Raw genomic sequence first — 13533 nt, 5'->3', positions numbered from 1 at the left:
GGGAACGGGCCCGAACCAGTTCAGGAGAACTCGATGGGGAGCATCTTCGTCTCGGAGCTGATCGGCACGGCGCTGCTCGTGCTGCTCGGCTGCGGGGTCGTCGCCAACGTGGCCCTGACCGGGTCGAAGGGACACGGCGGAGGCTGGCTGCTGGTCAACTTCGGCTGGGGTCTCGCGGTGTTCGCCGGGGTCTACACCGCCGCCCGCTCCGGCGCCCACCTCAACCCCGCCGTCACGCTCGGGCTCTGGATCGCCGGACAGGACTTCGCCCCCGGGGTCTCCCCCGGTTTCGCGCACGCCGCCGTCTACGCCGGTGGTCAGCTGACCGGGGCGATGGCCGGCGCCATCCTCGTGTTCCTGGCCTACAAGAAGCACTTCGACGCCGAAACCGACCCCGGGGCGGTGCTGGGCGTGTTCGCCACCGGCCCGGCGATCCGCACGCCCGCGTGGAACGTCCTGACGGAAGCCGTCGCCACCTTCGTCCTGGTCTACGTGGTGCTGGTCCTGGGTGGCACGCCGTCCGGCCTCGGTCCGCTCGCCGTCGCACTGCTCGTCGTCGGCATCGGCGCCTCGCTCGGCGGCCCGACCGGCTACGCCCTCAACCCCGCGCGCGACCTCGGTCCGCGCATCATCCACGCCGCGCTCCGGCTCGGCCGCAAGGGCGGGTCCGACTGGGCCTACGCGTGGATCCCGGTGATCGGACCGTTCCTGGGCGGCCTCGTCGCCGGTTTGCTCTACCACATCAGTCCGATGCCACTGTGACTCCCGGCCGCCGACGTGGCGGGCACGGACGGCGGGCACCGAGAGCAGCGGCTCAGCCAGCGCAGACAGGACAACGACAACAAGGAGGGTGTCCTGGCCGGGCACTACTCCCGTTCCCATTCTTGGCGTGCCCCCGGCAGGACTCGAACCTGCGACCTAGAGATTAGAAGGCTCTTGCTCTATCCGGCTGAGCTACGAGGGCCTGGCGCGACGACCCTGCAGGCCATCCTGACCTGCAGTTTAGTCAACGTCACTTCCCCTATCGCCAGACGACCGGGGAACGTTTCAACCTCTGCCGATGAACGGCATTTTCGTGGCCGTGACCGTCATGAACTGCACGTTCGCGGCCAGCGGGAGGCCGGCCATGTACAGCACGGCCTCCGCCACGTGTCTGGCCTCGAAGGTGGGTTCGGGCAGCTCACGGCCGTCGGCCTGACGGGCGCCTCTCGCGATGCCCGCGGTCATCTCCGTGGCCGCGTTGCCGATGTCGATTTGGCCACACGCGATGTCGTGGGGGCGTCCGTCGAGTGACAGGGACTTCGTCAGGCCCGTGATGGCGTGCTTCGTCGCCGTGTACGCCACGCTTCCGGGGCGCGGGGCGTACGCCGAGATCGATCCGTTGTTGATGATGCGGCCACCGCGCGGGTCCTGGTGCTTCATCAGCCGGAACGCCTCACGCGCGCACAGGAAGGCGCCGGTCAGGTTCACGGCGACGGTCTGCTGCCACGCCTCGACCGGAATGTCGTCCGGGTCGCCCGCCGGGCCGAACGTGCCGGCGTTGTTGAACAACACGTCCACCCGTCCCCAACGGGACGACACCGCGTCGAACAGCGCAGTGACCTGGGCGGGATCAGCGATGTCGGCCGGGTGCACGAGCGCGTCGGCAGCACCGGCGGCGGTCTCGCGCAGCGCGTCGGCCCTGCGCCCGGTCAACGCCACCCGGTAACCGGCTCCCAGCAGCGCCTGAGCCACGTGACGCCCGATGCCCGAGCCCGCGCCCGTCACCACGGCGACCCCACCCATGTCCACCTCTCTCGTGCCGACCTGCTACCAAGAGAGTAGAAGGCTCTTGCTCCCGGATGCACCTACACCGTCAACACGACCTTCCCACGCCCGTGCCCGGTCTCGATTTCCCGGTGCGCCTCGGCCGCCTGGTCCAGGGGGTACGTCCGCCGGACCAGGAAGGTCAGTTCGCCGCGGTCGTACATCCCGGCCAGCTCCGCCAGCCGGTCGGCCGACCGTTGACCGCGCACCAGCTGGACCCCCAGCGACTCGGCCCGGTCGTGGTCCGCCAGGGTGAGCACTCGCCCTGGCTCCTTCACCAGGGCGAGTGAAACGTCCAGAGCCGCGCCGCCCGCCCCGTCCAGGGCCGCGTGCACACCACCGGGCGAAAGCGTTCGCACCCGCTCCGCCAGCCCCTCCCCGTACACGACCGGCGTCGCACCGAGCGAGCGCACGTACGACTGGTTCGCCTCGCTCGCGGTGCCGATCACCGTCGCTCCCCAGCGCCGCGCGAGCTGGACCGCCGCCGTACCCACCGAACCGGCTGCCGCGTGGATGAGCACCGTGTCGCCGGGTGAAACTCCCAGCTGCCGCAACGCGAGGTACGCCGTCTGCGTCCCCGCGGTGAACCCGCCCGCGACGGTCCACGGCATGCCCGCCGGCTTCGCGGTGACCTGGTCCGCCCCGACCACCACGTACTCGGCGTAGCACCCCAGGACGTTGTAGCCGAGCACCTCGGCACCCACCGCCCACCCGGCGCCATCGCCGACCTGGTCCACCACTCCGGCGAACTCGTTCCCGGGGATCCGCGGCCAGCCGAGCCCCTTCGCGTACGGCGGTTCCCAGCCCGCCTGCACCGCCGCGTCGAACGGCTGGACCCCCGCCGCTCGCACACGCACCCGGACCTGCCCCGGACCCGGCCGCGGATCCGGGATGTCCGTGGTTCCGAGCACTTCGGGCCCACCCGGCGTGGTGAACGCTGCTGCCCTCATGGAATGCCTCCTCGATCTCATTCGCGCTCCCCACGGTGGCACCTCCACCTTGATGGAGGTCAACACTCGATCTGCTCCTCGGAGTACCCTAAATTACTCTACCGACAATCGATGAGGGAATGTTAGGGTAGCCGCATGCCCACTATCTACAGGTCCAAGCCCGGCGACATCCCGCACCGCTCCGAAGGCGACACGTTCGTCGTGGTGCGCGCCCCCGAGTACGCGCAACCCCGCAACCCGCTCCACGACCCGGGGTCGGCCGCGGCGCTGTGGATGGGCGATACCCTCGACCACGTCGAGTTCGCCCGCCCTGCACGCGCCGGGGCGTCACTCGGTGACCGGCTGGCGCCCGGCTCCACCGCTCGAAGACCCGGCCGGGCGGAGTGAGCGACTTGCGTTGCCGCGCCCGGGACGGCGTCGAGCGACAGAAGGGCCAAGAGCCTGCTGCTCACCGAGGCAACCCAGAGACGGTCCCGGCACGCAGGACTCGGACCACTGTCGCCGAACGGAAGCCGGGCTCCTTGACCGTCGCGGAGCGCCGGCCAAGGAGCCGTGGGCGGGCCCCGCTGGGGCGGGGAGTCCGCGACCCCGGAGCGAGCGCGCAGGCCGGATTCTCGGGGCGAGCCGCACGCCGGAGTCTCCGGGCAGGCAGTCCGGGGCTACTGGGCGGCGCCCGGGGTGAGCACTCCGTGGCGGCGGGGTACTACTGGGTGAGCATTCGGCGGCGGCAGCCTGGAGCCCTGGGCAAGCAGCAGCGGCTGGGCGGGCGCCGGAGGCGGGCAGCCAGCAGCTCCTGCGGGGCTCAGAGGCTGGCGCCTCTGGGCTGACGCTCCGCGGCTCCTGAGCGGCGCCTGGGCGAGCCCGCAGGCCGGAGTCAGCCCCTGAGTGGCAGGGAACCTGTGCCCGGTCGAGCCCAGATCGCCGGGTGGGGCGAAGGTGGGCGCAGCTCATGGCACAGCGACACCGCGGGCTGTGATGCGGCCTGCAGGAAGGAGAACGATCACTGAGAAGGGAGTCCAAACACACCGCGACCTACCGCTGCCGCGGCTGAACCACACCTTGAAACCGTCCGGGCCGGCTTGACGCTGCACACGGACTCACGCAGGGGCACCGACGCGCACCCGGCCCCAGCCGCATTCGGAGCCCCGCCGGACGACCGGTGCCGCCCGGAAAGCCCTGCGACCCGGAAACCCGGGCCGCAGGGGGCGAAGCTCACATGTTGATCATGTGTCCGGCGAGGCCGTGGATGGCTTCCTTGACCGCTTCGCCGAGGGTGGGGTGCGCGTGGACGTTGCGGGCCACCTCGTGCACCGTCAGGTCCCACTGCTGGGCCAGCGTCAGCTCCGGCAGCAGCTCGGTCACGTCCGGCCCGATCAGGTGCGCGCCGAGCAGTTCGCCGTACTTCGCGTCGGACAGGATCTTGACGAAGCCGGCCGGGTCGGCCAAGCCGTGGGCCTTGCCGTTGGCGGTGAAGGGGAACTTGGCGACCTGCACGTCGTAGCCCTGTTCGCGCGCCTGCGCCTCGGTGAGGCCGAAGCTGGCGACCTGCGGCTGGCAGTACGTGGCACGCGGGATCATCGGGTAGTCGAGTTCCATGGTCTCCGCGCCGCCGATCGTTTCGGCCGCCACGACGCCCATGGATTCGGCGGCATGCGCCAGCATCAGCTTCGCGGTCACGTCACCGATCGCGAAGATGTGCGGCACGCTGGTGCGGCAGTGGCCGTCGATGGCGATGGCGCGGCGCTCGGTCAGCTCGACGCCGGTGTTCTCCAGGCCGTAGCCCTCGACACGCGGCTGGAAACCGATCGCCTGCAGGACCTTGTCGGCTTCCAGAGTCTGCTGACTGCCATTGCTGGAGACGGTGACCTTGACCTTGTCACCGCTGTCGTCGATGCTCTCGACCTTGGTGCCGGTCAGCACCTTGATGCCGAGCTTCTTGTAGCGCTTGGCCAGTTCCTTGGACACGTCGGCGTCCTCGAGCGGCACCATGCGGTCCAGGAACTCGACGATCGTGACGTCGACGCCGTAGTTGTGCATCACATAGGCGAACTCGACGCCGATCGCGCCGGCGCCGGCGATGACGATGCTGCCCGGCAGGTCGCGCTCGAGGATCTGCTCCTCGTAGGTCACCACGCGCTCGGACAGCCGCGTGCCCGGCAGCAGCTTGGTGGTGGCACCGGCGGCGATGATGCAGTGGTCGAAGGTGACCGTCTCGCTGCCGTTCTCACCGGTGACCTCGATGGTGTGCGCGTCGGTGAACCTGCCGCGCCCGGTGAACTCCTGGATGTTGTTCTTCTTCATCAGGAAGTGCACGCCCTTGACGCGACCCTCCGCGACCGTGCGGCTGCGGTCGAACGCGGCGCCGTAGTCGAAGGTGATCGGCCCGTCCGAACTGATCCCGAAGGTCTTGGCCTCCTTCGTGACCAGATGGGCGAGCTCCGCGTTGCGCAGCAGCGCCTTCGACGGGATGCACCCGACGTTCAGGCACACGCCGCCCCAGTACTTCTCCTCGACGATCGCCGTTTTCAGGCCGAGCTGCGAAGCCCGGATCGCCGCGACATACCCGCCGGGACCGGCCCCCAGCACCACAACGTCGAAATGCGCACTCATACCCGTCACCCTATGCCCTCCGGCACCGGCCCCTCTCGCGGCCGACAGTGCTGACGAGGAGCTTCGCCCCGGCCGTGACGGACTTCACGGCCGTCGTCGCGCTCGCGGCAAGCGCTTCCGGGACCACTTTTGGTTACACCCACTCGCACGGGTGGTCCTGACCAGGCGAAAAGCGGAAATCAACCTAGAATTCAGGCCCAACGCACGACCGCGGGAGGAACGATGAGCGACCGGCCACACGTGACGCTCGAGGACGTCGCGAGGACCGCCGAAGTCTCACTCGCGACCGCGTCCCGCGCGATCAACGGCACCACGAGAGTGCGCGACGACCTGCGGGAGCGTGTCCTGTCCGCCGCCGCGGAACTGGCCTACACCCCCAACGCCCACGCCCAGGCGCTGGCCGGTGCCTCGCGGCGCACCGTGGGCGTGGTCTGCCACGACATCAGCGACCCCTACTTCGCCGCCCTCACCCGCGGGGCGATGCGCGTGGCCGACCGGCACGGCCTGGTCGTGATGCTCGCGGGCACCTTCGCCGATCCGGACAAGGAGCTGGCCTGCGTCTCGGCGCTGCGGGCGCAACGGGCGTCGGCGATCGTGCTGACCGGGTCGGCGTTCGAGAACCGGTCCTGGGAGCGGGCGATGGCCGCCGAACTGGAGCCGTACCGGCGTGGTGGTGGCCGGGTGGCGGTGGTGACGAGGCACCGCTCGCTGCGGGCGGACACGGTTTCGCCGGAGAACCGCGGCGGTGCGCGGGCGATGGCCGAGGCCATGCACCGGCTCGGGCACCGCCGGTTCGCGGTCGTCACGGGGCCGGCGCACCTGACCACAGTGGCCGATCGCGTCGCCGGGTTCCGCGAGGCCCTGGCCGGCCTGGGAATCGAACTGTCCGAACGCGACCTGTTCGAGGGCTCCTTCGACCGCGACGGCGGCCGCGAGGCCACGGCGGCACTGCTGGCCGCGAAACACAAGGCGACGTGCGTGCTGACCGTGGCGGACGTGATGGCCGTCGGCGCGATCGGCGCCCTGCGCGAGGCCGGGTTGTCCGTGCCGGACGACGTGTCGGTCACCGGGTTCGACGACATCCCGCTCGCCCGCGACCTGACCCCGCCGCTGACCACGGTCGCGCTCCCGCTGGAACGACTCGGCGAAGAGGCGATGGAACTGGCACTCGACGCCGGCGGCGGTTCCCGCGGCAGGGTGCGGCGCATCCCCGGTGAGGTACTGCTGCGCTCCAGCACGGCGAAACCCCGGCGACGGCGTCGCTCGTGACGCACGCGCCGCCGAACCCCGTGAGGAGCGCAAAATCCGATACCGGCGGGATCTCGATCGCACGTCCGCCGTTACCGCCCGGGCGCAAGTGCCTCCGATCGAATGACGTCTTCGCCGACATGTCGGAAAAGAACAACTCCCCTGGGTGACCCATGCCAGCATGTCGCCCATGACGGACTCCGAGCCCCGGTGGCGAAGACTCGAACCGGACGAACGCAGGGAGCAGATCCTCGCCTGCGCGGCCCGGCTGTTCGGTGAGCGCCCGTACGCCGAGGTGTCCACATCAGACATCGCCGCCGCGGCGGGTGTGGCGCGGGGGCTGATCAACCACTATTTCGGCACCAAACGCCAGCTCTACCTGGCCGTGCTGCGCCGCACCGTGACGATTCCGCCCGCGGCGCTCGTCGTCGTCACCGACGGCCCGCTCGAAGAGAAGGTGCGGGTCGCCGTCGACTGGTTCCTCACGCTCGTCACGAGGCAGGGCCGGACCTGGCTGGTGGCCACCGCACCCGAGGGGCTCGGCAGCGATCCGGAGGTCGAGGAGATCCTCGTGGAAGCCGAACGCCGTTCGGCGGCGCGCGTGCTGGAAGCACTCGGGGTCAAGGTCGACAGCGTGCACGCCGAGACGGTCAACGCGCTCGTGCGCGCCTTCGGCGGCATGGTCAAGGCAGCAGGCCGGGAGTGGCTGCTGCGCGGGGTCCTCGACCGCGAACAGGTGCAGGCGCTGCTGACCCGGACGCTCGTGACCCTGATCGAGGATGTGTTCCCCGAGGTCAGCGGTACGTGAGCAGCCGCGCCGCTCGCCCCTCGAAGTGCGCGTGCTCGTTGAACGACACCAGCGTGACGCCTCCGCGCCCGGACACCAGCTTCGTGATGCCGCAGTTCACGGTCACCCGGTTGAGCTGCAGCAGCCCCGTCTCGGGTACACCGAGCAGGTGACCGGCGAGCGTGCCGATCACGCCGCCGGAGGTGAACACGACCGCGCTCTCCCCCTTGCGCAGCACGCCGACCAGGTCGGCCAGCGCGCCGCGCACGCGCTCGGAGAACCGCGGCCACGTCTCCGCGCACGGGCTCGCGTCACCGGCGCGGACCCACGCGGCCAGCGAGGCTTCCAGCACCTCCTGGTAGCCGCGCGGATCGGCCGGGTCCTGCGGCACGCCGCCGCCGTGCCGGGCGACGATGTCGACGTGGTCGTACTCGTTCCAGCGCGGGTCCTCCTTCACCAGCGCGCCCGCCCCGAGCCAGTCCAGGACGATCTCGGCGGTGGCGCGCTGACGGGCCATCGACCCGGTGCGGCCCTCGGTGAAGGCGGTCTTGCGGCGGAGGAGTTCGGCGCCGGCCACCGAACCCTGTTCGATCCCGGTGCTGGACAGCTTGTCGTAGTCGGCCGCACCGAAGGAGGCCTGACCGTGCCGGATCAGGTAGATCGCACCCATCGGCCGTCCTTTCGCTCGCGGTACCCCGCAGCCTAGCCAGCGGTGAAGAGCAGGCGGTTGGGCGTACCCGCGCTCGCGTTCGTGATCTTGTCCGGGGTCGCTGCGGCGATCAGGGCGTCGGCCACCTGCTCCGGGGTCGCCGTGGGGTGCGCGGCCAGGTAGAGCGCGGCCGCGCCCGCCACGTGCGGGGTGGCCATCGACGTACCGCTGATCGTGGTCATCGCGGTGTCGCCCGTGCCCCACGACGAGGTGATGTCGACGCCGGGGGCGTAGAGGTCGACGACACTGCCGTAGTTGGAGAAGTCCGCCTGCCGGTCGGAGTCGTCGCTGGCGGCGACGGTGAGCGCCTCGGTGACGCGCGCCGGGGAGTCGTTGCCGGCGTCGGCGCCCTCGTTGCCGGCGGCGACGGCGAAGGTGACGCCCTTGGCGATGGCGCCGCGGACGGCGTCGTCGAGGACGGTGTCGGCGGCACCGCCGAGGCTCATGTTCGCCACGGACGGCCCGCTCGCGTTCCGCGCGACCCAGTCGATGCCGGCGACGACCTGTTCGGTGGTGCCGCTGCCCTGCTCGTCGAGCACGCGGACCGGGACGATCTTCACGCCCTTCGCGACGCCGTATTCGCTGCCGCCGATCGTGCCCGCGACGTGCGTGCCGTGGCCCTGCTCGTCGGCCGGGTCGTCGTCGTTGTCGATGAAGTCCTTGCCACCCGACACCCGGCCGCCGAAGGTCTCGTGGTTCGCGCGGACGCCGGTGTCGATGACGTAGGCGGTCACGTTGTCCGCGGACGTCCCGTAGGTGTAGGAGTCGTCGAGCGGCAGGCCGGTCTGGTCGATCCGGTCCAGGCCCCAGGACGGCGGGTCCTGCTGGACGTCGGAAACGTGCAGGACGTGGTTCTGCACGACGTAGGCGACATCGGGGTCGGCCGCGAGACGCCTGGCCCGTGTCTCGTCGGCGCTGATCGAAAAGCCCTTGAGCGCGGTGTCGAAGGTGCGGTGGGCGGCGGCTCCGTAGCGGATGGCCAGCTCACCCGCCTGCGCGCCGGCGGACTGCTTGAGGACGACGACGTAGCTGTTCGCGACGGAGCCGGGTGTGCCGGCGTCGAGGATCTGGCCCTCCTGCGCCCGGGCGGGCCCTGCCCACGCTGTCGCGGTCGCCACCACCGCTGCCGCTGCCAGTCCCGACCACATCGTGCGTTTCCGCATGAGCCGCCCTCTCCTCTCCCCGACCGGGTGGTTCAACTCAGGTAAACCCGGCGGCCAGAGCGGGGCAATGATTCACAGTTACCAGTACTCACCTGATTGGGTTACAAAGCAACCACCCGAACGAATGAGAGCTTGATCGCCATTCTCGGCCGAGTAGACGTCACTGACTGCTACCATCGGCAGTGGCGAAGTCGATGTTCAGGTGGTAGAAGGTGTCCACGTCCGAGCGCGCGGTGCCGAGCCCGTTCGCCAGAACCCTCCGGTCAGCGATCGCTCGCAGCGGTCTCAGCCTCGACCGCATCCAGGCGCGCCTGCAGGCCGGTGGCGTGCCGATCAGCGTCACGGCGCTGAGCTACTGGCAGTCCGGGAAACGGCAGCCGGAGCGGCAGAGCTCGATCTCCGCGGTCCGCGTTCTGGAAGACGTCCTCGGGCTGCGGCGTGGCGAGCTGCTGTCCCTGCTCCCGCCGCCGCGCCCGCGTGGTCTGCCGTCCCGGCGGCAGGCGGACGGCGTCGTCAAGTTCCCGATGGAGGCGTTGCGCCTGCTGCTCGAGCGGGTCGGCGCGCCGCACGCACTGGAGCAACAGCACCGCCTCAACCTGGTCAACCTGCACGACCGGTGCGAGATCGCGGCGGGCGGACGCCAACGTTCGCTGACGACACGCTCGGTGTTCCAGGCGACCGCCGACCAGCAGGACCGGTGGATCCTGGTCTACGACCACGGCGGAGCGCCCGCACCGACACTGCACCAGCTGCGCAACTGCCGCAGCGGGCGGACCGAGGTCGACCCCGAGCACGGTCTGACGGTCGCCGAACTGCTCTTCGACCGCCCGATCCACCGCGGCGAGACGTGCCTGATCGAATACACGCTCACCAACAGCGGGCCGCCGTACCCGGACTGCGAGAACACCTACTACCGCGAGTTCCGGCGACCGATCCGCGAGTACCTACTGGAGATCCGGTTCGACGAGGCCGAGGCGCTGAGCCGGTGCTGGCAGTACGCGCGGCGGGGCTCGACGGAGACCGAGGAACGGCGACAGCTGCACCTCGACACGGCGGGCGGTGTGCACGCCGTGGCGCTCGATTACGGGCCAGGGGTGTTCGGGATTTCCTGGGAGTGAGGGCCGGTCACGGCATGCCGCGACCGGCCCCGGAATCACTCGTTCCCGAGCCTGCGGCCCGCCCACTCGTCGACGATCTTGACCATGACGAGCGCCAGCATGCACAACCCGGCCGGCTGGATCGCCTTCGCCAGCGCGAACGCGATCATCGCCACCGCGGCGGCGCACAGGAACCCGAGTACGACGACGCGCCAGAACCGGGCACGGCCGTCGAGCGTGCGCTCCAGGAAGACCCAACCCGGGTCCTCGTCCCGCAGGACCAGACGCGGCGCCGGGTCGCTACGGTCGGCCACCTCCTGCTCGGACGCCGAATAGAACTCGTCATCCAGCACGATCTTGCACCGATCCGGGGACGGTTCTTCTGGCATGCCGGCGATTTTCGGATGTACGGTAGGCACGTTGATGCCTCCTTCTGAGGGGTGGTTATCAATAAATGCGCGGCTCCCTGTTGCAGCAGGGGGCCGCGCTCCATATCGCGGTGCACCGCGATGACCCAATAGTGCAGAAGCCGCTGTGTTACTCGCGCGTCACTTCGGGTGTTCAGCGACGACCGGTTTGCCCGGGGCGCCAAACGGCACAGGGTGTTAGGTGGAGCCGCACCCGGGGGACAGTGAAAACGTTCGTGTGAACAGGAAGCTGCAACATGCAAGATCAGGTGTCACGGGGTGCGAGTTCCCACTTCCGCGTCACCCGTTAGAGTCACAAATCTCCTTTGTGGACCGCCGATTCGTGTGGATCACCTCGCTGCGCGCGCATCGGATCACACTCCGGTGCAGTGCAGTGCCGCGGCTCCAGCCGGAGGCGTCGCACTTCGCCGTACGTGATCGACCGCTGGTCGACGTCGCGGGACGCCGCCGGTCACGCGCCCGTCAGGCGCCGTGAGTTCCAGTGGTCGGCGGTCTTGACCACGATCAGCGCCAGCATGCACAGGGCCGTGGACGGGATCGCCTTCATCAGCGCGAACACGATCATCGCCAGTGCCGACACGGTGGTCATGCCGAGCAGCACCACCCGCCACAGACGGGCCCAGCCCTCGCTGGTCCCGTCCAGGCGACGGGCGTCGCGGGAAGGAAGCGCCGGGCTGTCCACGATGGCCTGTTCGGCAGTGGAGTAGAACTGTTCGTCGAGCACGATCCTGCGTCTTCCCGGGGACGGCTCGCTCGGGGGTTGTACGGTGGGCACGTTGATGCCCTCCTCTCCGGACGGTCAACAACCGCGCGGCTCCCTGTGGCAGCAGGGGGCCGCGTTCTCGTGCCGCGCTCAGCCGCGACATCACTCATAGTGCAGAAACGGCTCGTCACCGTCACGGCATCGCGGGGTTTGAGCGCCCACCGGCCAGTTCGCATCGCCGAACGGCTCTTCTCGGTAGACCGGTGGCCACCCGATCAGGTGGCTAGCTGAGTTTGTTGCGCAGCACCTTGCCCGTCGCGTTGCGCGGCAACTCGGGCACGAATTCGACGTCGCGCGGGACCTTGTAGCGGGCCAGGTTGCCCTTGACGTACTCGCGGATCGCGTCGGCGTCGAGGCCGGAGCCGTCCTTGGTCACCACGATCGCCTTGAGGCGCTGCCCGAAGTCGTCGTCCGGCACGCCGATCACCGCGGCCTCCAGCACGTCCGGGTGTTCGACCAGCAGGTTCTCCACCTCGACCGGGAACACGTTCTCGCCACCGGAGACGATCATCTCGTCGTCGCGGCCGTCGATGAACAGCAGACCGTCCTCGTCGAAGTGGCCGACGTCGCCGGTGGAGAGCAGTCCGTCGATGACCTCCTTGTGGCGCCCGTCGGTGTAGCCCTCGAACGACAGGCCGCTGCCCACGAACACGCGGCCGGTCACGTGTGGTGCGGTGATCCGGTTGCCCTGCTCGTCGTAGAGCTGGACCTTGCAGGTCACCGGCGGGCGGCCGACCGTGCCGGGTGCCTTGCTCCAGTCCTCGGGGGTGGCGACGGTGGCGACGGCGACCTCGGTCGAGCCGTAGAGGTTGTAGAGGACGTCCCCGAACGCCCGGGTCGCGCGGTTGCCCAGGTCGGGCGAGAGCGCGGAGCCCGCGACGAAGATGATCCGCAGCGACGACGTGTCGTACTTGGCCAGGACCTCGGGCCCGAGGTCGACGATGCGCTGCAGCATCGTGGGCACGAGGACCAGCGCGGTGCACCCGTGCTCGGCGACGCCCTTGAGGGTGGCCTCCGGGTCGAAGCGGCGGCGCAGCACGACCTTGCAGCCGAGCGCGAACGACAGGATGAACTGGGAGATGCCGGTGCCGTGGAAGATCGGCGCGCCCAGGAACGTCGATTGACCCGCGCGCAGCGGGATGCGGTCCAGGAACTGGACGGTGGCCAGCACGGAGGTCCGCTCACGGGGGGCGCCCTTCGGGGTGCCGGTCGTCCCGCTGGTCAGCAGGACGAACCCGCCTCGCTCGGGTGGCGGGGGCAGCGGACGATCGTCGGTGCCGGCGATCAGCTCGTCGAGGGCGGGGATCGCGCCGGCCGGGTCGGGGTTGTCCACCCAGGCCAGGTAGCGGCCGACGGTGCCCGGAATACCGGAGAGGAGGTCGGTGAACTCCTCGTCGTAGACGAGCGCCTCGACCTTCTCCCGCGCGGCGACGTCCGTGAGCTGCGGTTTCGCGAACCCGGTGTTCATCAGCAGCAGCCGCGCCCCGACCTTGCCCGCCGCGATCATGACCGTCACCAGTCCCCGGTGGTCCCGGCACAGCGCGGCGATCACCGTGCCGGGCCGGATGCCGCGGTCCTGCCAGGCGCGGGCCAGTGCGTTGGAGCGCAGGTCCAGTTCGCGGAAGGTCAGCGGCCCCAGCTCGTCGACGAGCCCGACCGCCTTCGGATCGCGCCGGGCGGACGTCTGCGCCGCGGCGGCGAACGGCCCGACCTTCTTCGTGGCGATCACGCTGCGCAGCCCCTCGTCGAGACGGGGGAACGGGACCAGCCCGGCGCGCCACATGACCTCCAGGCCGCGGGCGGTCTCCGCCACCTTGCCGGGAAAGACGGACAAGTGGGGCGGCATGCGCATGGGACAGCACCTCCGTTGGGCCGACCGTACTGGAAGTATGTGTTGTTACTGGACAGTAGCCCAGGATGCCGGTGCCGCGCCAGCAGTGACCGTGGGCGGGCACCAGCGAGCTGCCCTGAA

General features: G+C 70.0%; 13 protein-coding genes and 1 tRNA gene. 5 read left to right on the top strand and 9 right to left on the bottom strand.

Annotated features, from left to right (window positions below; translation table 11 throughout):
• Positions 1–33: 33 nt before the first annotated feature.
• A complete protein-coding gene (locus HNR02_RS17075; RefSeq protein WP_179774145.1) occupies positions 34–762 on the top strand; it encodes an MIP/aquaporin family protein in 729 nt (242 codons plus the stop codon).
• A 128-nt stretch (positions 763–890) separates the two neighbouring features.
• On the opposite strand, the gene HNR02_RS17070 is transcribed toward HNR02_RS17075, so the two are convergent.
• From HNR02_RS17070 to HNR02_RS17060, 3 genes are all read right to left on the bottom strand, one after another.
• Positions 891–964: transfer RNA gene (locus tag HNR02_RS17070), tRNA-Arg, on the bottom strand.
• 83 nt (positions 965–1047) lie between these two features.
• Entirely contained in the window at positions 1048–1785 is a 738-nt protein-coding gene (locus HNR02_RS17065) for an SDR family oxidoreductase (protein ID WP_179774144.1), read from the bottom strand.
• Between the two features lie 62 nt (positions 1786–1847).
• The gene (locus HNR02_RS17060) at positions 1848–2756 is read right to left on the bottom strand and encodes an NADP-dependent oxidoreductase (RefSeq protein WP_179774143.1); all 909 of its coding nucleotides are present in this window, start codon (positions 2754–2756) and stop codon (positions 1848–1850) included.
• Between the two features lie 135 nt (positions 2757–2891).
• On the opposite strand from HNR02_RS17060, the gene HNR02_RS17055 reads away from it, so the two are divergent.
• The gene (locus HNR02_RS17055) at positions 2892–3143 is read left to right on the top strand and encodes a hypothetical protein (protein ID WP_179774142.1); all 252 of its coding nucleotides are present in this window, start codon (positions 2892–2894) and stop codon (positions 3141–3143) included.
• 825 nt (positions 3144–3968) lie between these two features.
• Here the strand turns inward: HNR02_RS17055 and lpdA are convergent.
• Entirely contained in the window at positions 3969–5366 is a 1398-nt protein-coding gene (lpdA, locus tag HNR02_RS17050; RefSeq protein WP_179774141.1) for a dihydrolipoyl dehydrogenase, read from the bottom strand.
• A 222-nt stretch (positions 5367–5588) separates the two neighbouring features.
• On the opposite strand from lpdA, the gene HNR02_RS17045 reads away from it, so the two are divergent.
• Complete coding sequence (locus HNR02_RS17045; protein ID WP_179774140.1) at positions 5589–6635, top strand: LacI family DNA-binding transcriptional regulator; 1047 nt, start codon at positions 5589–5591, stop codon at positions 6633–6635.
• Positions 6636–6804: 169 nt separating this feature from the next.
• Entirely contained in the window at positions 6805–7422 is a 618-nt protein-coding gene (locus HNR02_RS17040) for a TetR/AcrR family transcriptional regulator (protein ID WP_179774139.1), read from the top strand.
• Here HNR02_RS17040 and HNR02_RS17035 read toward each other — a convergent pair.
• Together HNR02_RS17035 and HNR02_RS17030 are read right to left on the bottom strand one after the other, a co-directional pair.
• Positions 7409–8071, bottom strand: a complete 663-nt coding sequence (locus HNR02_RS17035; protein WP_179774138.1) for a histidine phosphatase family protein — start codon at positions 8069–8071, stop codon at positions 7409–7411. The genes HNR02_RS17040 and HNR02_RS17035 overlap by 14 nt on opposite strands.
• 32 nt (positions 8072–8103) lie before the next feature.
• The gene (locus HNR02_RS17030; protein WP_179774137.1) at positions 8104–9273 is read right to left on the bottom strand and encodes a S8 family peptidase; all 1170 of its coding nucleotides are present in this window, start codon (positions 9271–9273) and stop codon (positions 8104–8106) included.
• 212 nt (positions 9274–9485) lie between these two features.
• Here HNR02_RS17030 and HNR02_RS17025 point away from each other — a divergent pair, with 212 nt between their 5' ends.
• The gene (locus HNR02_RS17025; RefSeq protein WP_179774136.1) at positions 9486–10391 is read left to right on the top strand and encodes a hypothetical protein; all 906 of its coding nucleotides are present in this window, start codon (positions 9486–9488) and stop codon (positions 10389–10391) included.
• 35 nt (positions 10392–10426) lie between these two features.
• Here HNR02_RS17025 and HNR02_RS17020 read toward each other — a convergent pair whose 3' ends face one another.
• The 3 genes from HNR02_RS17020 to HNR02_RS17010 form a co-directional block, all read right to left on the bottom strand.
• Positions 10427–10759 carry a hypothetical protein gene (locus HNR02_RS17020; RefSeq protein WP_179774135.1) on the bottom strand — a complete coding sequence of 111 codons (333 nt, stop codon included), beginning with the start codon at positions 10757–10759 and terminating at the stop codon, positions 10427–10429.
• Positions 10760–11249: 490 nt separating this feature from the next.
• Positions 11250–11522, bottom strand: coding sequence for a hypothetical protein (locus HNR02_RS17015; protein WP_218902919.1), 273 nt, complete (start codon positions 11520–11522; stop codon positions 11250–11252).
• A gap of 262 nt (positions 11523–11784) precedes the next feature.
• Complete coding sequence (locus tag HNR02_RS17010; RefSeq protein ID WP_179774134.1) at positions 11785–13413, bottom strand: acyl-CoA synthetase; 1629 nt, start codon at positions 13411–13413, stop codon at positions 11785–11787.
• Positions 13414–13533 lie beyond the last annotated feature (120 nt).

This window comes from Amycolatopsis endophytica (assembly GCF_013410405.1).
Lineage (GTDB): Bacteria > Actinomycetota > Actinomycetes > Mycobacteriales > Pseudonocardiaceae > Amycolatopsis_E > Amycolatopsis_E endophytica.
The sequence above is the reverse complement of the archived record's forward strand: the minus strand, read 5'-3'. Positions and strand labels throughout refer to the sequence as shown.